This is a genomic window from Gorillibacterium terrae, assembly GCF_051594785.1.
Taxonomy (GTDB): Bacteria; Bacillota; Bacilli; order Paenibacillales; family NBRC-103111; genus Gorillibacterium.
The window spans coordinates 22,346-44,290 of record NZ_JBPPGI010000005.1 but is presented as its reverse complement, the minus strand read 5'-3'; the positions used below and the strand labels follow the sequence as shown (position 1 = coordinate 44,290).

The 21,945-nt window shown below is 61.1% G+C and carries 18 protein-coding genes; 4 read left to right on the top strand and 14 right to left on the bottom strand.

All coding sequences use genetic code 11. The features are described from left to right. Positions 1-139: 139 nt before the first annotated feature. From cps2T to ACSEXS_RS17070, 12 genes are all read right to left on the bottom strand, one after another. Positions 140-1,348 (bottom strand): beta 1-4 rhamnosyltransferase Cps2T, encoded by a 1,209-nt coding sequence (gene cps2T, locus ACSEXS_RS17125; RefSeq protein ID WP_438434464.1) that lies wholly within the window; start codon positions 1,346-1,348, stop codon positions 140-142. Further along, entirely contained in the window at positions 1,345-2,949 is a 1,605-nt protein-coding gene (locus tag ACSEXS_RS17120; RefSeq protein ID WP_438434463.1) for a lipid II flippase MurJ, read from the bottom strand. The genes cps2T and ACSEXS_RS17120 overlap by 4 nt, the downstream gene beginning before the upstream one ends. Next, on the bottom strand, positions 2,946-4,415 hold the full coding sequence (locus tag ACSEXS_RS17115) for a glycosyltransferase family 4 protein (RefSeq protein ID WP_438434462.1): 1,470 nt from the start codon (positions 4,413-4,415) through the stop codon (positions 2,946-2,948). The genes ACSEXS_RS17120 and ACSEXS_RS17115 overlap by 4 nt, the downstream gene beginning before the upstream one ends. Then, positions 4,408-5,703: a polysaccharide pyruvyl transferase family protein gene (locus tag ACSEXS_RS17110; RefSeq protein ID WP_438434461.1), complete on the bottom strand. Its 1,296-nt coding sequence runs from the start codon at positions 5,701-5,703 to the stop codon at positions 4,408-4,410. The genes ACSEXS_RS17115 and ACSEXS_RS17110 overlap by 8 nt, the downstream gene beginning before the upstream one ends. Before the next feature lie 24 nt (positions 5,704-5,727). Continuing rightward, positions 5,728-6,903, bottom strand: coding sequence for a glycosyltransferase family 4 protein (locus tag ACSEXS_RS17105; protein ID WP_438434460.1), 1,176 nt, complete (start codon positions 6,901-6,903; stop codon positions 5,728-5,730). Between the two features lie 126 nt (positions 6,904-7,029). Next, positions 7,030-7,710 (bottom strand): sugar transferase, encoded by a 681-nt coding sequence (locus tag ACSEXS_RS17100; RefSeq protein WP_438434459.1) that lies wholly within the window; start codon positions 7,708-7,710, stop codon positions 7,030-7,032. A gap of 75 nt (positions 7,711-7,785) precedes the next feature. Then, a complete protein-coding gene (gene galU / locus ACSEXS_RS17095; RefSeq protein WP_438434458.1) occupies positions 7,786-8,730 on the bottom strand; it encodes a UTP--glucose-1-phosphate uridylyltransferase GalU in 945 nt (314 codons plus the stop codon). Between the two features lie 290 nt (positions 8,731-9,020). Further along, positions 9,021-9,713: a CpsD/CapB family tyrosine-protein kinase gene (locus tag ACSEXS_RS17090; RefSeq protein WP_438434457.1), complete on the bottom strand. Its 693-nt coding sequence runs from the start codon at positions 9,711-9,713 to the stop codon at positions 9,021-9,023. Beyond that, a complete protein-coding gene (locus ACSEXS_RS17085) occupies positions 9,694-10,443 on the bottom strand; it encodes a YveK family protein (protein WP_438434456.1) in 750 nt (249 codons plus the stop codon). The genes ACSEXS_RS17090 and ACSEXS_RS17085 overlap by 20 nt, the downstream gene beginning before the upstream one ends. 82 nt (positions 10,444-10,525) lie before the next feature. After that, positions 10,526-12,313: a hypothetical protein gene (locus ACSEXS_RS17080; protein ID WP_438434455.1), complete on the bottom strand. Its 1,788-nt coding sequence runs from the start codon at positions 12,311-12,313 to the stop codon at positions 10,526-10,528. Then, positions 12,310-13,107 (bottom strand): tyrosine-protein phosphatase, encoded by a 798-nt coding sequence (locus ACSEXS_RS17075; RefSeq protein WP_438434454.1) that lies wholly within the window; start codon positions 13,105-13,107, stop codon positions 12,310-12,312. Before ACSEXS_RS17075 ends, ACSEXS_RS17080 begins: the two co-directional genes overlap by 4 nt. A 597-nt stretch (positions 13,108-13,704) precedes the next feature. Continuing rightward, the gene (locus ACSEXS_RS17070; RefSeq protein ID WP_438434453.1) at positions 13,705-13,953 is read right to left on the bottom strand and encodes a hypothetical protein; all 249 of its coding nucleotides are present in this window, start codon (positions 13,951-13,953) and stop codon (positions 13,705-13,707) included. Positions 13,954-14,464: 511 nt separating this feature from the next. Between ACSEXS_RS17070 and ACSEXS_RS17065 the strand changes: the two genes are divergently transcribed. The 4 genes from ACSEXS_RS17065 (at position 14,465) to ACSEXS_RS17050 (ending at position 19,669) form a co-directional block, all read left to right on the top strand. Next, the gene (locus ACSEXS_RS17065) at positions 14,465-14,842 is read left to right on the top strand and encodes a helix-turn-helix domain-containing protein (protein ID WP_438434452.1); all 378 of its coding nucleotides are present in this window, start codon (positions 14,465-14,467) and stop codon (positions 14,840-14,842) included. Positions 14,843-15,084: 242 nt separating this feature from the next. Continuing rightward, entirely contained in the window at positions 15,085-16,956 is a 1,872-nt protein-coding gene (locus ACSEXS_RS17060; protein WP_438434451.1) for a cache domain-containing sensor histidine kinase, read from the top strand. 38 nt (positions 16,957-16,994) lie between these two features. Beyond that, entirely contained in the window at positions 16,995-18,320 is a 1,326-nt protein-coding gene (locus ACSEXS_RS17055) for a response regulator transcription factor (RefSeq protein WP_438434450.1), read from the top strand. A gap of 62 nt (positions 18,321-18,382) precedes the next feature. Continuing rightward, the gene (locus ACSEXS_RS17050; protein ID WP_438434449.1) at positions 18,383-19,669 is read left to right on the top strand and encodes an ABC transporter substrate-binding protein; all 1,287 of its coding nucleotides are present in this window, start codon (positions 18,383-18,385) and stop codon (positions 19,667-19,669) included. A 23-nt stretch (positions 19,670-19,692) separates the two neighbouring features. Here ACSEXS_RS17050 and ACSEXS_RS17045 read toward each other — a convergent pair whose 3' ends face one another. Together ACSEXS_RS17045 and ACSEXS_RS17040 are read right to left on the bottom strand one after the other, a co-directional pair. Further along, entirely contained in the window at positions 19,693-20,088 is a 396-nt protein-coding gene (locus ACSEXS_RS17045; RefSeq protein WP_438434448.1) for a VOC family protein, read from the bottom strand. A 154-nt stretch (positions 20,089-20,242) separates the two neighbouring features. Continuing rightward, positions 20,243-21,841, bottom strand: coding sequence for an ABC transporter substrate-binding protein (locus ACSEXS_RS17040; protein WP_438434447.1), 1,599 nt, complete (start codon positions 21,839-21,841; stop codon positions 20,243-20,245). Positions 21,842-21,945: the final 104 nt, after the last annotated feature.

Sequence of the window (21,945 nt, the reverse complement as noted above, 5' to 3'; positions counted from 1 at the left end):
TTCGCGGTCAATGCGGTAACGTGCCTTGTGTAGGGGAAAGCTGCGGCAGCAAGGCCCGGGTCTGTGCGTCCCGCCTCGCAGGCTGGTCATACACCGAATCATGCTGGCCGGGAGCATACGGCGGATCATGCCGAACGGCTCACCGCGAGGCGACCGCCGGCTCCTTGCGAACCGCCGTTGCGGTGCTGGGCTCCTCGGTGAGGAACAGCCGCTCGTATTGGCTGACGATGTCGGGCCACGAATATGCCTCGCGGATGCGGTTCTTCGCCCGGGCTCCGTAGCTCTCGATGACTGCCGTCGGCAGCCGGTCCGCCTCGTGCAGCACGCGGGCGAGATCGCCCGGCTGCTTGCTGAAGTACAGCGCGCCGTCCGCACCGACCTCGCGGTTGAAGACGACGTCGAGCAGCAGATTGAGCCGCGTCGCCGCCAGCGCCTCCAGGAGCGAGGGGTTGGTGCCGCCCACCTCGTGTCCGTGCAGGTACCCATAGGCTTCCTCGCGCAGCTTCGCCAGAAGCTCTCCATCGTACACAGTGCCGACGAACTTGATCCGCGGGTCGCGGTCGAAGCCGGTGGCTTGCTTCAGCCGCTCATAGAAGGCATTCGCTTCTACTCCGGTGATGAGCACGAGCTGACGGGGAGAGTCGCTTGCCATAAACTCGCGGATCATCGTCTCGTAATTGTTCTCCGGCACGAAACGGCCGACGACCAGGTAGTAGTTGCCCGGCTCCACTCCGTGCTCGCGGTACCAGTCCGTAAGCTTCGGCGCGTCGCTTGCGAGCGGCGAGGGAATGAGGTCGGCTCCGTAGGAGATGAACTGCGTCCGGGGCCGGTAGCGGGCGTAATCCTGCCGGATGTAATCCTCGATGCCGACGGAGTCGCACACGAGCAGATCGGCGTGCTTGACCATCAGCCGCTCCGACAGCTTCCAATAGGCCCGGACCGGCTTCGGCCACTTGCTCCGCTTCCACTCATGGCCGTCGGGGTTCACGTAAACCGGCACGCCGAGCCGGTCCAGCCGTTTTTTGTAATAGGCGAAGAACGGACCGATCCGGCAGGCGAGGATGTAGACGGCCGCTTCCTCCGGCTTGTGCCGGCGGATATAGGCGAGGGTGCGCCGCAGGCTCATCAGGTCGTAGAGCACGGCCTTGGCGCTGCCCACCTCGGGCACCTTCACCGAAAAGCAGCGGGCTCCGTTGTGCTCGAACTCCCCGTCCTCCTTGCCCAGGCAGGCGACATGGTACTTGATGCCGGCCGACCGCTTCTTCAGGGTCAATTGCTCGACAAAGGTCTCGAAGCCGCCGTAGCGGGCCGGGATGCCCTTGGAGCCGATGATGAACACGTGCTTCATCCGAGTTGCCTCCTTTTGCCGCCGAATTTGGCCTTCAGCGCCTCTTCCAGCTTGATGTAATCGCGGATGCCGAGCACCTTGGCCCCCGCCGCGAATACCGCGACTCCAGCGCACAGGGCGATGCCGAGTTGGACGACTGCCCCTGCCGGAACGAAATGGCGGATGACGAACCAGACCGCGCCGAGCAAGACGGACAGTGCCGCCGATTTGCCGGCGTCCGCCCAATCCATCCGCGAGAGGAAGCGGTAGCGCTTCTCTAATCTGAGGGCCAAGAGCAGGCTGGACAAGATCATGGTCAGCGACGCGGCGAGGGCAATGCCGACCACGCCGAGCAAGCGGCAGAGCACGATGCTCAGGATGACGCCGACGACGAAGGCATTCACCGTGTTGATCGTCGGCGTGCGGGCATCCCGCTTGGCGAAATAGACCCGGTTCAGGATGTAGCGCATGCCGATGCCGATCAGGCCGACGCCGTAGCCGGCCAAGGCGAGCGAGGTCAGATGCAGCCCGTTCGCATCGAACTTGCCGCGGCCGAACAGCAGGGCCGTGACGTCGGAGCTGTACACCAGCAGGAAGGCGGTGACCGGCAGGATCGTCAGGCAGCTGAAGGTGATCGCTCCGCCGAGCAGTTGCACCATGCCCTCTTCGTCCTCGTCGTCGATCGAGCTCATCTTCGAGAAGAGGATCATGCCGATTGTGCTGACGATGATCATGACGACCATCTGAATCACCCGGTCGGCATACGACAGGGCGGAGATGCTTCCTTCCGCGAGCCCAGAAGCGAGCCGCCGATCCACGAAGACGCCCGCCCGCTGGATCATCGTGCCGAGGTAGACCGGCACGAGGAACAGCAGGAATTGGCGGAACTCGCTGCTGCGGTAAGCGGACGGCGCGACCGCGAGCCGGTAGCGCTGGCCTTGGCGGTGCAGGTCATAGAACAGGTAGGCCGTCTGAAGGCTCATGCCGACGAGCAGGCCGATGCCGACCGAGAGGACGCCGGTCCGGTGATGCAGGAGAATCTGCGCCGCCACCGCCGCCAGGTTAAGCGGCAGGCTGAGCAGCGTGATCGTCTTGAATTTCTCCAGCTTGGTCTCCACGGCCAGCAGGATCGCCGACAGGAAGGTCGGCACCATCTGCAGGCTGGCGACGGCGAGCAGGGCGGACGCCTGCGGCGAGCTCATGGCGCTGCCGGCGAGCAGGGCGTCCAGCACCGGCTTGTGGAACACAATCGCCGCAACCGTCACCAGACCGAAGAAGAGCGAGCCGGCGATGAGCACCTGCGACACGATCGTGCGGTTCTCGCCGTAGAGCGGGTCACTCCTGCCGCGCAGGAAGGGAATCAGCGCCACCGCGGCGGCCGCGGTGATGCCGGTCATGAACAGCTCGGGCAGCGTGTTCAGGTAGTAGTACAGATCGAGCTCGGCGCTCGCGCCGTAGTAATACCCGATCACCATCTCGCGGATCAGACCGGAGAGCTTGGCGACGACGGCGAGCAGCATGGTGACGAGGAACAGCATGGACATGCCGCCTGCGGCCGGAGCTTTGGGCGCGGCGGCCGAAGCCTCGATCGGCGCGGCCGCGGCTTCCGCCCGGGCGCTCATCGCCCGCCGCCTTTCTCCGCGGAAGCGGCGGGCGCGCCGGATTCGGCGGCCCCGGGCTCCGGGCCGAAGGGGATTCGCGGCGAACGGTCGGCGGGAGTGGCGGGAGTGGCGGAAGATGCAGGAGACGCAGGAGACCGTTCCGCAAGAGCCTTCGCCACAAAAGCCTGCCCAGCCGAAGGTTGTCCTGCGGAAGGCCGTTCGACGAGAGGCTCTCCCGCGAAAGGAAGTCCTGCAAGAGGCCGTCCCGCCGGAACCGGTCCCGCCGCAGCCGTCTCCGCCGCGGCGTATGCGGCCGGACGAAGCCGTCCGCCGGGGACTTCCCGGTCGGCCGTTTCCGCTGCGGGCTGGCCCAAGAGCTTCGCATAGAGCGCCATGTGCTTCGCGAGCATCCGCTCCTTGGTGAAGCCGGCCGCCACCTTCCGCTGACCGGCCGCTCCGTGCCGCCGAATCTGCTCCGGCTGCCGGACGTAGCCCAGGATGGCCTCCGCCAGCTCCCCGGCGTCCGCCGGGGTCACCAGGCGTCCGTTCACTCCGTCCTCCAGCACCTCCGGCACCCCGTTGACGCGGGTCGCAATCACCGGCGTCCCCGAGGCGAGGCTTTCGAGGATCACCATCGGCAGCCCCTCGAACAGCGAGGGCAGGAGCAGCACGTCCATCCCGGCGAGCAGCTCGGGGATATCGGTGCGGAAGCCGAGGAACCGCACCGAATCCTCCAGGCCATACTGCCGGACCAGCGCCTTCGTCGGTTCCTCCTCCTCGCCCGTTCCGGCCAGGGTGAGCCGCGGCCGAATGCCTTCGGGAGCGAGCTCCTCGGTGATCCGCCGCCACGCTTCGATCAGGTACGGCAGGCCCTTCTGCTTGGACATCCGGGCGACAAAGCCGAACTCGATCGCCGTCGGGTCCACCGGCCGGGCTACTTTATCCAGATGGAAACGGCCGGTATCGATGCCGTTGTGGATCGTCTCGATCGCCGTCTTCGGGCAGTGCGGCGCGTACTTGCGGTTCAAGTCGTCCGATACGGCAACGATCCGGTCGGTAAAGCGGCGGCCGAGCCCGTATTCGACGGCGGTGTAAAGCTTCTTTTGCAGCGGCGAGATGGTAAAGGTGTTCTCCGCAATGAGGAGATGCACCGTCCATACCGATTTCGGCCGCCGCCGGGACAAGCGCGATGCCACCCGGCCGAACAGGCCGCCGCGGTTGCCGTGCGAATGCACGAGGTCGATCTGCAGCGAATCGATGTACCCGACGAGCTTCTTCATGGAGCGCCAGTCGCCCATGCCGGTCATCGGCAGCTCCAGGATCTCCTCACGCGGAATGCGGTGCTTGGCGAAGAAATCTTCGCGGAACGGCCCGCACAGATACGGCTCGTAGCGCTCGCGGTCGAGGTTCTTGTAGAGGTAAGTGATGACCTCCTCTTCCCCGCCCGGCTCCTGGAAAGCCCCGAGGAAGAGGACCTTCTTACGCATCCTGCCATTCCCCCGCCACGGCCTTGATCCGCACCTTCGCCGGCGTCGCCCCGCCCGAGGCGATAACGTCGTAGAGCAGCGTGTTGTTCAGCCGCGATTTGGCGAAGAGCCCCGGCAGCGTCCGCGCGAGCGTCCGCCGCATGCCGTCCAGATCGGCCAGAGCCTTGTCCACCAATGGAACGAGCGTCTTGTCGGAGATGCCCTTGATCGGGAGCACGTAATCCTCCAGCCCGACGGCCTTCATGATGCCGTCCGTCTTCGGATCGTAGGAGATGGCAACGCATGGCACTCCTTCCGACAGAGAGAAGATATTCGAGTGCATCCGCGTGCCGAGGAACAGGTTCATCCGGGCGTATACGCCCTTAAGCTGCTCCGGCGTGAGGTTCTCGTCGACCAGGTGCACCCGGGGGTGTCCGTTCAGCCGCGAGAGAATTTCCCGAGAAATGATCAGGTCGTTGTCCTCGCCGGGTCCGATGCACTGCGGCATCAGGAATACGTCGGCGCCGCGGTCGTCGGCCAGGTGGCGGATGGTGCGGAGCAGCGATTCCTTGTAGCCCGCGAGCAGCCCCGCCCGGTCGGCTTCCCCGGGAAAATGCCAGGAGCGCATCGTCACGCCGACCTTCAGGCCTTCCCGGTCGAGCAGCGATTCCAGCCGTCCGGCCGGAATGTCCTGCTTGGTGAGCAAAAAGGCGATGTCGCTCGTCTCGAAGCAGTTGTCCGCGTCCGGCACGAAGCGCTTCAGGAACGCGGCCGAGATCGGCTCGCGCGGCAGGCAGAGCGCGGATTTGCGGATCAGCTTGCGGATCTTGCCGGTGACGAGCGGGTGGTCGCCGAACTCGCCGACGGTCTGGGCATAGATCACGAAGGGCTTGCGGTATTGAACCGCCGTCATGAACTGGAGGTAGTGGTACATGAAGTCGCCGAGGAACTGGGCCAGGTTGCGGGCCTTGAAGTAGCCGCCGCCGCAGCTGACCACGATGTCCGCCTCGCGGAAATCGCGCAGCGTGGGGTGAACCGGCAACCGCAGCCGGTTCGCCAGCCACAGGCCGGCCCAGCGGGCGGAATTGCGCAGCACCTTGGCCAGCCGGTTCTTGCCCGCGTAGGGTGCCACGGGGCTCGCGACCACGCGGCAGTCGCCGTACTTGTCCTGGTCCAGCTCCGGGAAGAGCGACACCACCGTGATCCGGGCGTCCGGGTACTGCTTGCGGAATTCCTGAACCATGGCCCGGATGATGCCGGAATCTCCCTTATTCAAATAGCAATAGGCGTTGGTGATGAGAATGTTCATGAGCGGATTCCCTTCTTCGCTTGGTTAATGTGCCGCCGCTTGCGCCTTCGGCTTGGAAGCGCGCCGCGCGCGTCTCTCCTCCAGCACGCTCGCATAGACCTCGGAGGTGGCGCGTCCCGTAGCTTCCCAGCTGAAATCCTGCGAGCGGGCCAAGCCCCGCGCCATATAGTCCTGCCGCGCCTTCGGGTCGCGCAGGAGCTTGACGATGCCTGCGGCGATCTCGTCCTCGTCGAGCGGATTCACCAGCACCGCCGCGCCGCCGGCGATCTCCGGCAGGCAGGAGGTGTTCGAGGTCACGACCGGCGTGCCGCAGGCCATGCTCTCCAGGACCGGCAGGCCGAAGCCCTCGAAGATCGACGGATAGACGAACACCTCGGCCGCGCTGTAGAGCAGCGGCAGGTCCTCCTGCGGCACGTAATCCGTCAGGATGACGTCCTTCAGGTAGGGAAAATCGGTCAGCGTCTGGAAGATGCCGTCGAACATCCAGGCTTTGCGCCCGACGACCACCAGCTTCGCCCGGATATCGGGGTTCTCCAGCCGGATGCGCTTGTATGCCTCGAGGAGCCGGGGGATGTTCTTGCGCGGCTGCAGGTTGCCGACGGCGAGCACGTAATCGCCTTCGATGCCGTACTTACCGCGAATCGCCGCAAGCCGGGCCGGGTCCGGCACCGCCCGAAACGCCTCGTCGATGGAGTTGTAAGTGACCACGATCTTCTCCGCCGGAACCCCGTAGGTGTCGATCATGTCCTGCTTGGAATACTCCGAGACGGTGATGATCTTCGCCGCTTCCTTGGCCGTCTTGCGGATGCCGACCTTGAGCAGCGACGCTTCCTTCTTGGTGAAAAACTCGGGATAATGCTCGAACGAGATGTCGTGGATCGTGCTTACGATCGGGCAGTCGGCAAAATACGGGGCCGTGTACTGCACGTGCAGCAAATCCAGCTTCTCCCGGCGGATGAGGCCCGGGAATTCGAACGGCAGCCGGATAAACGGACTGCGCGTCTTGAACTCCAGCAGCTTCCAGTCCGTGCCGGTAAAGTCGCCGGCGTAGTTGAAGTTTTTGTTCACGAACAGGTGGTAATCGAACCGGCTGCCGCGGTCGAGGTTCTTGATGACGTTCTTGATGTACACCTCGTTGCCGCTGAAGTTGGTTCCGATCGCCTGAGCGTCGATGCCGATGCGGTATGGGGAGTGCTCCATCGCCTGTCCTCCTTTTGATTGCGATTAGGGGTACTCTATAGACTGAACTTAACCTTTACGCCTGCGCCGTTGGAATGTCATTCCGATCGCTGTTGATCCCCGATTTCCTGATTGTCCGGGCCGCCGTCAGAACGCGCTCTTCGAAGCGACGACCTCTCGGACGGTCAACAGGATCAGCTTGAGGTCGAGCCACAGGCTGCGGTTGCGGATGTAGGTCAGATCCAGCTCAACCATCTGCTCGAAGGTCAGGCTGTTGCGTCCGCTCACCTGCCACAGGCCGGTGCAGCCGGGCGTCACCTGCAGCCGCTGGCGGTGATACACCGTGTAGTCCTTGACCTCGCGCGGCAGCGGGGGCCGCGGTCCGACGAGGCTCATGTCGCCCTTCACCACGTTCCACAGCTGCGGCAGCTCATCCAGGCTCATCTTGCGGATGACCCGGCCGACGCGGGTGATGCGCGGGTCGTTTTTCATTTTGAACATGTGGCCTTCGATTTCGTTCTGCTTGATCAGATCGGCAAGCCGTTTCTCCGCGTCGCTGACCATGGAGCGGAACTTGAACATCTGGAACTCCCGGCCGTTCTTGCCGACCCGCGTCTGGCGGAAGAAGACGCCGCCCTTCGGGTCCTCCAGCTTGATCAAGAGGCCGATCAGCACCAGCACCGGAAGCGCGCAGAGGATGCCGAGGAGCCCCCCCGCTACGTCCATGGCCCGCTTGAGCGCCAGGTAAACCCGTTCTCCGGCCGATCGTCCGGCGTCCGCTTGTCCGAGCAGCGCCGCATAATCCTTGGAATACTCACCGATTCCCATCGTTGTCGCCTCCCTCATGAGTTCTTGAATCGATTGTCTGAATGATGCTTAGGTCGGAAAGCCATCCGGCTCGGTTCAGCCGGTATGGCGCGCAGCCAGATCGCCCGTCTCCCGGACGCGCAGGTCTTTCAGGAACATCTCCGGGGCCATTCCCTCGCGGATGAGCAGCTCCTGCATCGCCTTCAGCGTGGAGGCGCGCAGCTCGGGGTTCTTCACGGCGAAATCGAGCGTCGTCAGAATGAAGCCCAGCTTCTCGCCCACATCGTAGCGGGTTCCCTGGAAGTTGTAGGCGTAGACCGCCTGTTCCCGGGCCAGGCGGGCGATGGCGTCGGTCAATTGAATCTCTCCGCCGGAGCCTTCCTCCTGGCTGTCGAGAATATCGAAGATCTCTGGCGGCAGAATGTACCGGCCGAGGATCGCAAGGTTGGAAGGAGCTTGTCCCGCCGGCGGCTTTTCCACCAGGCTGCCGACTCCGTACAGGCGTCCGTCCTGCGTCGTGGGAGCGACGATGCCGTAGCGACCGGTCTCGGCCTCCGGCACCGGCTGCACGCCGAGAATGGCGCCGCCCGCCGCTTCGTACTGGTCGATCATCTGCTTCAGGCACGGCTTCTCCGCACGGACGATATCGTCGCCGAGCAGCACCGCGAACGGCTCCTGCCCGATGAACCGGCGGGCGCACCAGACGGCGTGGCCGAGCCCCTTCGGCTCTTTTTGCCGAATGTAATGGATGTCGACGCGGGAGGTACGCTGCACCTCTTCGAGCAGCTTGAGCTTGCCTTTCATCTCGAGGTTCGATTCCAGCTCGAAAGCATGGTCGAAATGATCCTCGATCGCCCGTTTTCCCTTGCCGGTCACGATGATGATATCCTCGATTCCGGATTCCACCGCCTCCTCGACGATGTATTGGATCGTCGGCTTGTCGATGATGGGCAGCATTTCTTTGGGCATCGCCTTGGTCGCCGGAAGGAACCGGGTGCCAAGACCGGCAGCGGGAATGATCGCCTTCTTCACTTTTTGCACATTGCATCCCTCCGTTTGAGTGTGTTGAGCTGATGAGCGGTGGCGTACCTTAAGGCGGATTCTAAGCTGCTCAGGGGGCGGCCCTTTTCCGCCGGTTGGCGGGGAGGCGTGGCCGGATGGAGAAGGGCCGTCCCCTGGGCTCCCGGCCGGGACGGGCCGGGAGGAGCCGTCGTTCGGTCGATCCCGTCGACGGCGTCAGCCCTGTTCGCTTGATAGTCATTTCCTATCAGACTATATAATTTAATTTATGATTCCTATAAACCGGGTAAGGCTGACCGCCATGCGGCCGGTCAGGAGCTTTCCGCGCTGCCGTATCCGTACCGGTACGAGCCGCGCTCCTTGTCCACCACCCCGTTCAACACCACGCCGAGGATGCGGGCTCCCGCATGCTCCAGGCTGGCCTTGGCCTTCTTCACGTAATCCCGCTTGATTCGCCCGGAGTCGAGCACGAGCAGGACGCCGTCGGCGAGCGAGGCGAGCAGTTGGGCGTCGGCGACCGCGAGCGTCGGCGGCGTGTCCACGATGATGACCTCGTATTCGCTTCGCAGCTCCTCGAGCAGCGAACGCATCCGCTGCGAGCCGAGCAGCTCCGCCGGATTCGGCGGCACCGGCCCCGACGCGATCAGGTCGAGGTTCTCGATGCCGGTCGGACGGATGGCCTCGGACAGCTCCGCCTGGCGGGAGAGCACGCCGGACAGCCCCGGCCGGTTGGTGGCTTGAAACACGCGGTGTACGGCCGGGCGGCGCAGGTCGGCGTCGAGGATCAGCGTCTTCTTGCCGGCCTGCGCGTAGGCTGCCGCCAGATTGGCCGCCGTCGTCGATTTGCCTTCGCCCGGCAGAGCGGAGTTGACCAGGATCAGCTGGACCGCCCGGTCCACCGAGGAGAAGCTGATGTTGGTCCGGAGCGTCCGGTACGCCTCGGCCACATGGGAGGCCGGGTTCGTCTCCATGACGAGCGGACGGTTAACGGTTGGCTGCCGCATAGCGCGTCTCCCCCATTCGGTCTTTGGCCTGCGCGGCGGCGTCCCGTTTCAGCTCGGAGCCGCGGATGCGCGGAATGACGGCGAGGGCGGGAATGTCGAGGTAACGGGCGACATCCTCCTCGGTGCGGATGGAATCGTCGAAATAGTCGATCAGGAAAATCAGCACGAGGGAGAACAGCAGAGCCGCCACCAGGCTGACCGCGATGCTGAGCGTCGGATTGGGGGCGACGGGCGAAGGCCGGTCGGCCGGATCGGCTTCGTTCAGGATGGCGACGTTGTCGACCTTCATGATCGAGGAAATCTGGTCCTGAAAGCCCTTGGCGACAGCGTTAACGATTTGCGCCGCTTTTTCCGGCGATTCGCTGCGGACGGAGACGGTCATCACCTGCGTGTTGTTGACCGAGCTGACCTTGACGGACTGGATGAGTTCCTTGGCGCTCAGCTTAAGCTCGGGATTATCGCGGGCCACCGCATTCATCACGGCCGGCGTCTTGATGATTTCCTTGTACGTGTCGATGAGGCGGAGGTCGACGTTGACCGAATCCAGAGTCAGCCGGCTGAGAGAATCGTCGCCGAGCGACTTGTTGACAATCAGCTTGGTTGACGCCTCATAGACCGGAACCGCGACAAAATAGCTGTAGAGCCCGCTCGATACGCCGGCGATCAGCACCATGAGGGCGATCCAGAGGAATCGTTTGCGGATGAGCGCAATAAATTGTTTGATCTCCATGCTTCCCCTCCAAGCTTATGTCATATCGGGAGCGCCGCCCGAAGCCCGGGGCGGCGGGCGGCGGACTCCCGTCTGCCGTTGGTTACTTGCTCTTTAGCCCCTCTTGGAGCAAGGCGGGGAGCAGCGTCTCCAGCTTGAGGCTGTCCGGGGAAATCGCCGGAGCCGTCGTGCCGTTCAACTGGGTCTTGAAGTAGGCGAGCAGGATGCCAAAGCGGGCGCGGTAGAGCGGATCGACCGTCCAGGCGATGCGGGTCGACACCTTGTCGATGTCCTTACCTTGGATGCCAAGGCCCCGCAGAATGGCGCTGATCTTCAGCTTCTTATCGGCCAGCACCTTGTTCCAGGCCTTTTCCTTGTACGTGCCGGTCAGGATGGCCAGCAGCTTCTGCGCGTCGGTCTTTCCGTTGCCCGTGAGCAGGCCGTTCTTTAATTCCTGTTCATAGGCGACCAGGAAGGCGGTCAGGTCGGCGAAACTCACGGCGTCCATGCCCTTCGGCTCGCCGCCCAGGATCGCCAATTGGTCGAGCAGCTCGACATTGTCCCTTCTCAACTGCTCCAGTTGACTGAAATCGGAGTCATACGGAACGCCGAAGCCGGCGATGAAGGCGAGCAGGTTCTTTTGCGTCACTTGGTCGAAACCGGATTTCTTGCCCTTCTTCTTGGAGATCGGCTCCCACACTTCGCGGATCAGCGACGGGTTGGTCAGTCCGGCGATCCGGTCGCGGGCCTGCCGGATCGCGGGCAGGTCGGCCGGGCGAATGGCGTCTCTCACCTGAGTCAGCCGTTCGACCAGATAGGCCGCTTCCGGAGGAAGCTGCGGCTTGTCGGGACTGGCGTTGCCGAGGTAAACCGTCCGGCTGTCGACGAGCGGCTTGTTCAGGCTCTTCAGCACGGCGCGGACCTTGACGACCGCTCCTTTGCCCGAGACGAGCGTGACGGTTCCGTTCGGCTGCACCTTAACCCCGGGGACATTCTTCACCGCCTCCCAGGTGATTTGGTTGCCGGGAACCTGCTTCCCGTACAGCCAGAGGGTCGGGGTGACCTTCTTGCGGTATTTGTCCGCGGTCTCCTTGTATTCGACGCGGGAGCGAACGACCGTAACGGCCAGAGCGAGCTTGGCGCTGCCGCTCGGATCGACGACCACGCTGACGCGGTCCTTGACCTTGATGAGATCGTCGGCCGTGATCTTCAAGCCGCGAACCACTTGGCTGACCACGAGATCGGATGAAGCCAGCGTTCGGGTGAGCGCCTCGTTTAAGAGGGCGGAGATCGTTTTGCGGTCGAGAATCGCGTTTAAGTTCTTGTTGCCCACCGCGGCCTGAAGGTTGTAGACGTAACGCTGGGCGAAAGCATAGAGATCGCCGTAGTCGATCGCGTTCATTCCGTCCGGGTTGCCGGACAGCTTGACCAAGGCGTCGAGAAGGGCGGCATGCTTGGCTCGAACCATCGCCAGGTCGTTCAAGTCGGGGTCATAGTCGAAGGCCAGGTCCTGCACCAGCTCCAAGAGAGCCTGCGGCGTGACGGCCTCATAACCGGGCTTCCCGGCCTTGGCTTGCAGGATCTTGAAGCCGATCTCCGCGAACAGAGACGGGTCCTTCAGCCCCCTCACCTTTTCCCGCGCTTGCTTCAGCACGGTCAAGTCGGCGGGAAGCACGAAATCGCGCAATCGGGCGAGCTGATCCTTCAGCTGCTCGGCTGCCTCGGGCAGCGGCGGGAACGGCGCGTTCTCGGCAATCGCAGCGGCTCCGGATTGGACGTCGGCGGTTTCGGCTCGGACCAAGGCCGGTCCGGGCAGGCTGCCGGCCGCCAGGCTGGCGGATAGAACGGCGAGCAGCAGTTTGTTCGGCATGGACTTCTTGAACAACTTCATTCACCTCTCTTGATTGTGGATGGGAAGAAGCGGCGGAGTCGGCTCATGCCCTTCTTCCGTTCGGGTTCGATCGGGATGCGCACAAGGTCTTCATCGACAAGCAAGCGACGGGCGTTGTCTTGCAAGAGTTGGCCGGCAGGGGTACCCAGCCGCTGCTGGATCAGCCGGTAGGCGGCGGACAGCTCGAATGGACGGCGGGTCAGGTCGTGGGCGTCGGTGGCGACCAGCGGAGCATAGCCCTGGCGGACCATCTGCCAGGCGGCCTTCCCCGCCTTCGAGCCGAAGCCTCCGAGCAGGGAGCGCGCGGTGACTTGGCCGAGTGCGCCGAGCTCCGTCAGCGCCTCCAGCAGCGAAGGCTTGTCCGCGAGGACGGCGTTGCGCTCCGGGTGAGCGATAACGGGAATTAACTCGCGGACCCGCAGCTCGTAGAGCATCTCCTCAAGGTTCTTCGGCAGGCGCGAGCCGGGAAGCTCCAGCAGGAGATAGCGGCCGGTGCCGAGCGGGGCGACGGTCCCCTCCTCCAATTCGGCGATCAGAGATTCGGAGAGACGCACCTCCTGACCGGCGATGATCTCCAGTTCCAGGCTTCGGGCTTGCAGCTCGTCCCGGAAGTCGTCCGCCGCTTTCCTCACCTTCGAAGCCGGATTTCGGTAGACGCCGTTTCCATGATGAGGAGTCGCATACAAGATCCGAATGCCGTCGGCATAAGCCGCCTCCGCCATGGCGAGCGCCTCCGAGAAGCGGGCCGGCCCGTCATCCAGGCCGGGCAAAAGGTGGCAGTGGATATCGACCATGGTAGAATCACCTCGAGTCTCGTCCTCCCCGTAGGCCGATCCGTTTGGAAAAGCCGCCCTGTCGTGGAGTTGAACTCACTTTATGATACAAATTGTATCAATGTCAATAGATTAACGAAATTTGGGAAATTAGGCCGGGGATCAGACAAAAATCGGGGAATGCGCCAAACGGAGTCCGGAAAAGGACTAAGGGCGCACTATAATGAACAAGGGAGCGGCGCTTGCCGGTCCCTCCTGCCGTATGGCCTGCGACGGCGAAACGGGCGGTCTGCTGTGCGGGGTGCATCGGAAACAGGCGGATTCGCCTGTACCCAGGGAACAGAGGGCCTGCGAGGGAACGGATGGTGATGCTTGCTCCGGCAACGGGGATGCGGGAGCTGCCCGCAGAACCGTCGGCCGTACAGGAGGACCTGACGAAGCCTCAAACGTCCTTCCTATGCAAAAAAAGCATTCCCGATTCGTCCCATGAAGGACCGCACGAATGCCTTTCGATCAGTTTCTTCCTATTAATATGTAAAAACGCTTACAAACCTATCGCCCCCGAAGCCATCGGATTCGGGGTAGAGCTAGAGGCGGCGGCCGGGACCCTTCGCCGGTTTATGACCGGTTGCCCAGGGTTTTGGCGGAATACGGTCGGCCAAATACGCTGCGGGGACGCGGCTTGTCCGGGCGCCAATCACGCGCCGGACTCGTTCCGGCTGCGCCGGAGGCACTCCTGTCTTCCGATGCGGTAAACCTGCCCGGCTGGGATTCGGGATGGACCTCGGCGGGCCCTCCTTCTCGAAGCCGGATTCCAAGCTGGTTCATGATCCGATTGACATCCAGTTCCGTCCGTTCTTGTTTCATCATGCGCCTCCCTCTCTTGGGCCGTTTTTACGTGAAACCTTGAAGCCGATCAAACGTAAAGGCGGGTAGGATGGGTTCATCTGGATTCCGGCCGGAGCAAGAAAGCCCAGGACCGAAAAGGAGCTAAGACTGCGGAGTCGCATTCTGTTACGAAATGTATCAGGGATCATGCAAAGAATTATACTCTGTTTGGCTTCTGTCGTGCATGGACCATTTGTTGCAATTTTCAATAACTTCCCAAGCCGGATTGGCAAAAATCGACAACCAAGAACAAAGTCGAATTATGACGAAAAGTACAGTCTTTTATCGGGTTGCTCTGCCCAGCTTAAACCATTATGATGGTAGAAGAATCCGCATAAGTTGCATCCGCCCGTTCCTTAAGAACTATTCGGATGCCATGATCCGGGACCGGCGAAGTCGATCGGAACCGACGAATGGTTGTCAGCAGCCGCCATTCGAACGTCGGCGGGCATAAGCCAGTCGAATCCGCATGTATTCTGGAGGAATGGTCATGAAGTACGGCAATCGGATCGCCCGCCTGCGGGCCGAACGAGGTCTTACCCAAGGAGAACTGGCCGAGAAGGTCAGCATCTCCCGGGCATCTTTATCCCACTATGAGAACGACCGGCGCGAACCCGATCTGGATGTGCTGTCGAAGCTGGCCGATTATTTTGGCGTCACCCTCGATTACCTGATGGGAAGAACGAACGAGCCGGGACGTTCGCTCGATCCGGAAGTGATGGAATTCGTCGAAAGCTTGGAGCTCGCCGACGAATCGATCATTCAGAAGTTTCAGCTGACGGTCGACGGCCGCGAGCTGACGAACGATGAAGCCCGGCGTTTCATCGCCTTTATCCGCGCCGAACGCCAGATGCGGAATGGCGATTGACCGCCCTCCTTCGAAGAAGACCGCTCCTTTTCCGCCGGGGAAGAGAAGCGGTCTTTTTTGGTGCGCCCGCTCGGCGGAAGGATATCCGAAAAAAGTGACTTTTCCATAAAATAGTATACTTACAGTCTTTCTTTCGCTAGGCTCCCCTGTAAACGTTTGCTACAATAGAGGCAGCTCTTCTTTTTGCAGAACTTCCTTTTAATAGAGAGAAGATACTTCCTATTCCCTGCGGGGTGGCCGGTATGACTCGTAAAATGTCGATCCTTGGGCAGTTGATCAGCGGTTTCTCCTTCCTGATCCTGACAACCGTTATCGCGATTATTCTGCTGACCTACCGCTCTTCCTCCCAGGTTGTGCTGGAGCGTTCCAACCAATATATTCTTGAGTCGGTCAAGCAGCTCCAGGGCAAGCTGGACGTCATCCTTCAGGAGCACGACAACCTGTCGTCCTCGATCATCTTCAGCCCGACCATTCAGGAAGCGCTGCAGGATGCCGACACCGGCCAGCCTCCCCGCCACAGCGAGGAGGAAATCGTCCGTTACCTTGACGAGGCCACCCGCAACATCAGCTATGACGTGCTCATCCGCATCTATGACCGCAAGGGAAACCCGGCCTACTCCAACACCAGCTCGATCGATCTGATCTGGGATTCGGAGGCCCAGGTGAAGGGCGCTTACTGGTACCCGGCGATCGTTCAGAATCAGGGGCACATGGTCTGGCAGGCCGCCGACGGTTGGCTCAACAACTCGATCCCGATCATTCTCGGCACCCGGCAGATCAACGATTGGGAGAAGCTGAACGGCATCGGCACGTTTTTCCTGGTGCTGCCCATCCAGGTGCTCGACAACGCCGTCGGCCAGTTCCATCTGAACCCGAACGAGAAGATTCAGATCTCCGATCCGTACGGCACGATCGTGTATTCCACCGATCACCGGGAGATCGGCGAATACATGGACCCCGGGCTTCTGCAAAAGTTCTCTTCGCGCAAGCCGCATATCGTTCCGCTTAAATCGGACTCGGCGGCCGACACTTACATTTCCTATTCCTACTCGACCTACAGCGGCTGGAGCCTGTTTGCGTACATCGATGCCAAGGAAGCGGTCAAGGACCTCAGCACCATCCAGCGGCGCATTTTCTTCGTCGGTCTCTGCGGGCTGGCTGCGGCGCTGGCCTTCACGATCTTCTATTCCTGGACGCTGTCCCGGCCGATCCGCAGCTTGGCCACCAAGCTGGCCAACGTCGAGCGGGGGACGCGGATTCCCTACATGAAGACCACCTTGAACAAGGAGCTCGACATTCTCTATACCAGCTACAATTCCATGCTGCAAAATCTGGACCGGACGATCGCCGACCTCACCAGCAAGCAGGTCAGTGAAAAGCAGGCGCAGATTACCGCGCTCAAGGCGCAGTTCCGGCCGCATTTTCTATACAACACCCTGAATACGATTTATTGGGCGCTGGTCGGCAAGCGGCTGAAGGAAGAATCGCAGATGGTGCTGGCGTTGAGCGACCTGCTCCGCTACAGCATCGAGCGGGGCTCGGAATTCGTCACCGTCGAGGAAGACCTGGCGCAGCTCAATCGATTCATCCTGCTGCAAAAGCTGCGCTACGAAGACAAGCTGCAGGTGGAGATCCGTACCGATCCCGAAGTCCTGTCCTGCCGGATCATGAAGCTCACCCTTCAGCCGTTGGTCGAGAACGCCATCACCCACGGCCTGGAGACCGTCGTCCGCGATACTTGGCAGATCCGTATCGATATTCGCCGCGAGGACAACATGCTCGTGCTCACGGTCGAAGACAACGGCAAGGGCATGACGCCGGAGGAAATGGCCCAGGCTCTCGCCGGAAGCGAGGGCGACATCCCGTCCGCAGGCGGAACAGAACCGGGACCGGCGCAAGCGGCATCCGTCGCGTTGGAGGATTCCCCGCCTCGCCCGCCGGCCGCGTCTCAGGGAGCGCTGCATTCCGGCATCGGCCTCGCTAACCTGCACACTCGCATCCTGCTTATCTATGGAAGGGAATATGGACTTTCCCTCAGCGTCAGCGAATGGAACGGCCTCAAGGTAACCGTAACCTTCCCTCTCTTGTACGAAGACCCCGAGGTTTATACGTAAACGATCCTGACTCTGCTAGGTTCAAGGAGGCAATAGATATGAACATTCTCATTGTGGACGATGAAAGCTTCGTCCGCCGTTCGCTGTCCGACATGCTGATCTCGGCGGGTGCGGGATGGACGGTCGCCGGCGAGGCAGAGAACGGGCTCGATGCGCTCGAGATTCTGGAGCGCGAACCGGTCGATCTCGTCATCTCCGACATCCGCATGCCCGGCATGGACGGCCTTAAGCTGGCCGAGGAAATCCGCGGCAAGCATCCTGATACCGAAGTGGTGCTCCTAACCGGTTATCAGGATTTCACTTACGCCCGCCAGGCGATTCAGTACGGCGTCAGGGATTATTTGGTGAAGCCCTCGTCCGTCGAGGATATCCTGGAGCTCGTTTCCCGGCTGGACGGACAATTGGAGAAGAAGAAGCAGGAGGCCCGACTGCTTAAGCTGAGGGAGAAGAACCTGCTGGAAAAGCGGCTGCACGATCTGCTCTACGGCATTCCGCTGCCCTATTTCGACGAGTCGATCATTCCGCCGCACACGTCGCTTCAGGTGCTGACCGTGCTGCACCGGGGCGAAGCGCTCAGTCCCGGCTGGAATGAATCCATCCTCTACCAAGCCGTGCGCAATATCGCCGAGGACTGGTTCGCACCGAGCGGGCAGGCAATCGGCATGATTGAAGAACAGGAAGCGCCGATCGTGCTGTTCCTGAACGAGCCGGAGGAAGCGGCGGACGGACCGGAAGCGGACGCTCTCCGATTGGAACGGGACCGGAACACCGCGCTTCGCTTTATGAGCGAACTCGCCTCCATCCTCAAGTGCGACCTGTGCCTCGGCCTGTCCGATCGGCACGGGAGCCTGGACCAACTGAGCGCGGCTTACCGGGAGAGCCTGGAAGCGGCGCGGCTTGCCCGCACCTTATCGGCCACCCCGGTCGCCCACTTCCGCGAGGTCACGCAGCAAACCGCCACTCCGGCTCAAATGGAGGAGCATATCCGCGGCAAGGCCGCCCGCCGCGTCATCTCGCTCATGATCGAGGCCATGGAGCGGCGGCTGGATGAAGAGTTGTCCCTCAAGGCTATCGCCGAGGAGTTGTACATGAATCCGACTTACCTCGGCCGCATTTTTAAGGAAGATATCGGCGAGAGCTTCTCCAGCTTCCTCACCCGCCTGCGCATGGAGAAGGCCAAGGCTCTGCTCGACGACGTCACCGTCAAAGTCTACGAGGTCAGCGAACGGGTCGGCTTCAAGGACCCCGCCTATTTCAGCTGCATCTTCAAGAAGCATGTCGGCGTGACTCCGCAGGATTACCAGAAGCAGCACCGGCCGACGCCGAGTACCTCCGGAGGGGCGGCCGCGTCCCGGCCCGTCTAATCCGCTCCGCCCGCCGAGAGCCTTCACACCGGCGGATTTCGTCCACAAAGGAGGCGCGTACCTTGCCTTACCTTCGCCGAATGGCTTCCCTCGTCGGCTGCGCCGTCTTGCTCACCACCGGCGGCTGCGCGCTGACGCCCGCCGTGACGATTCAGGAGGCGGCCGACCCGCCGACCGAGCTGAACGTCTGGCTGATCCCGGGCTCCGGTCTGGAGGACCGGATCGACGAATACCAGGCGCAGCATCCCGAGCTCAGCATTCACATCCAGAATTCCGCTTACGAGGAGCTGCCCAATAAGCTGCAAACGGCCTTTGCCGCCCGCTATTCGAGCCCCGATGTGGCCATGATCGAGATCGACTTCATGGACCGCTTTCAGCAGTATCCCGGGTACTTCCACAATCTATTCGATTTCGGGGCAGAGGGCTTGAAGAACGATTTCCTCGACTGGAAATGGAATCAGGCCTTGTCCCCCAACGGCCGCTTCCTCTTCGGACTTCCGACGGATATCGGGCCTTACGCCATGATCTACCGCCGCGATCTGTTCGCCCGGGCCGACCTTCCCACGGAACCCCAGGATGTCGAGAAGCTGATGAGCAGCTGGGACCGGTTTCTGCAGGCGGGGGTTCAACTGCACCAGAAAACGGGCGTCGCGTTCATCAACGACCTGGAAAGCCTGTATCGGGCCATCGTGAACCAAGCCGAGGAACAATACTACGATAAAGACGGCCGCTTGGTCGTGGAGAGCAACCCGGCTGTCCGCCGGGCCTGGAAGCTGGCCATGCAGGCGCATGACGCGGACTTGTCCGCCAACCTGACCATCCATACGGAAAAATGGAGCAAGGGCCTCAACCAGGACTTCGCCGTCATGCTCTGTCCGGCCTGGCTGGTTGCCAGCATGAAGGACAGCGCCCCGCAGGCCGAAGGGCTGTGGAACATTGCTTCGCTGCCGGAGGGATCGGCGAGCCGCGGCGGCTCCTTCCTGGCTCTGCCGGTCACCGGCAACCATCCGAAGGAAGCGTATGAGCTGATCAAATGGCTGACCGCGCCTCCGCAACAATTGAAAACCTTTATGGAGCAGTTTACCTTTCCTTCTACTCCCTCCGTCTACAAGAGCAGTGAGCTGCTCGGGTACCGCGATCCGTACTTCAACGAAGCTCCGATCGGCGAGATTTACGCCAAGGCGGCGGAAGGCGTCTCGCCCGCCTACACCGGCGCGAAGCACGCTTCCATCCAGAAGCATCTGCTGGAGATCATGCGCCGCGTCGACGACGGCAAGCTCGCCTCCGACCAGTCGTGGGAGACGATGGTTCAGGAGATTAAGGCGCTCGACGAGAAGCTGAATCGTTAGAAGGGCTATTGCGCCATTCTCGTCTAGTCTTTGCTTACACCAACCACATTTCCGTGCTCATCGGTCACATATTTACCCTTCGACATATCCAAAATGACGTATTCGTTATCCCATTTATCCCGAACCACCGCACATTTCCCGATCGGAATATCAAAGGGACCCTGCTGGACATTTCCGCCGGAACGGATAATTCTATCAATGGAAAGAGTCACAGACTCCACCTTAAAATCAACGTTCATCTTCCTTCGTTCAGTTTGTAAAACAACTTCGGCTGCATCGTTTTCCATACCCAGGCCCACCGATGTATCGGTACGCCACAATAGCTTTAATCCCATACTAGTGCAGTAATAGCTAATTCCATCGTCTAAATCCGAGACATAAAGTTCGATGCAATCAATATTCTGGAATAATTCCGACATCCACCATGCTCCTATTCTTTATAGTTTTCCCACCCTCACTATCATCCGCCCGATCTGTTCAGTCAATAGCCTTTCAAAAAAGAGGCTATATAAAAAGCCGCCCCGAAGGGCGGCTTTTCGGCATTCGCGGAATAATCCGGAAACGTCGTTTTGCTTATTTCTTGCTGGCGAGGAAGGCGTCCAGCTGTTGCTGCTTGGCGGCGATGATCTTATCCGCACCGGCCTTCTTCATCTTGTCGATGTACTTGGGAAGAATGGTGTCCGGATCGGCCGAGCCCGTATCCAGGGTAGCGTCATATTCCTTCATGACGTCTTTGCAGGCAGCGACTTCCGTCTTGACACTGGTGGCGTCGAAGGTTAAGCCGAGAGCAGGCGAAGCCTTGGCGGACTTATTGAAGGCCTTGAATTGATCCCACTTGTCCGGAGCTTCCGACTCCAGGATGTAGTTCAGGAACTGGTTGCCGAACATCCAGGCGGCGCCCGGAGCGTACTTGTCGGCACTCGGTCCGGCCTTGATGATGTTATCGGATACCTTCACGTAATGCTGGCCTTCGATCCCGAAGTTCAGCAGGTTGTTGAGTTCCTTGTCCGTATGCAGCAGGTTGATGACCATCATCGCGCGGGCCGGATCTTGGGAGGTGGTGGAGATGGCCAGCATGGAGCCGGCGGTATCGCCCGTGGAAATCGTCGGTTCGGTAAAGGCGATTTGCTTCAGCTTGCCGACCATGCCGATTTGGCCTGCCATTTCCATGTCTTTGCCGGGTTTCAGGGACTGGACGGTCATGAAGACATTGCCGGCCTTCATCGCATCCTGGGTGGAGATGGTGGCGACGGCTGCATCCTTGTTGATGTAGCCCTTCTTCATATAGTCGCGGGTCAGCTTGAGGTTATTCTTGTAGACGTCGGTGTCGAGCTTGGAAACGACCTTCGTGTCGGTTCCGTTCTTGAAGACCATGCCGGGCGTGCCGTCGTCGCCCATCGTGTCAAAGCTGGCCATGTAGTGTGAGTTGAAGTTTTCGCCGTCCTTCAGGAACAGCGGGGTGATATTCGGTTTCTTTTCCTTGACGATCTTCAGTACGGCATCCAGGTCCTCCGGCTTCTTGACCTGGCTCATGTCGATGCCGAGTTCATCGGCGATGTCGGTACGGTAGACAATACCGCCTTGAGCGGCCAATTCCTTGTCGGTCGGCACGCCGTAGTTCTTGCCGTTGATCTGCGAGCCGGACAGGAAGGCCGGGTCCAGCGATTCCTTGATGCCCTGGCCGTACTTGTCGAGCAGGTTGCCGACATCCTTCAGGCTGTCGTCATTGAGCGGCAGGAACGCGCCCTTGGCGGTATCGGTCGCATAGTTCCGCCACTGGGCGGTGAACATGATATCGAACTTCTCGCGGCTGGCGATCTTCAGGTTCTTGGTGTTATCCCAGGAACCCCAATCGACGGGCATGATATCCAGCTTGGCGTTGATCTTGGCTTCGAGGATCTTGTTGATAGCATCCTCCACTTGCTTCTCGTCTTTCTGCGGAGTGCCCGGATAAAGCAGCGATACTGTATACGGTTTCAAATCCTTGGCGGGGTCTGCGCTGGGGGATTCAGCGGCGGGTGCTTTGGTGGCTGCCGTGCTGGGTGATGCGGATGCTTTTTCGCTGGGAGATGCCGAAGAACTGTCATCCTTCTTGCTGCACCCGGCAAGACCGAAGCTGAGCACCATGGTCGCTGTCAGCAGCAGGGCTGCACTTCTTTTTACTGCCTTCATGTAAATCAAAACCTCCCTATGGATCTTATATGCCAAACCGGCGGAATGCCGGTTAAAGCCGAATGGAACGGGTAGCTCTGGAATCGGACGAGGCGGAGGAGCGG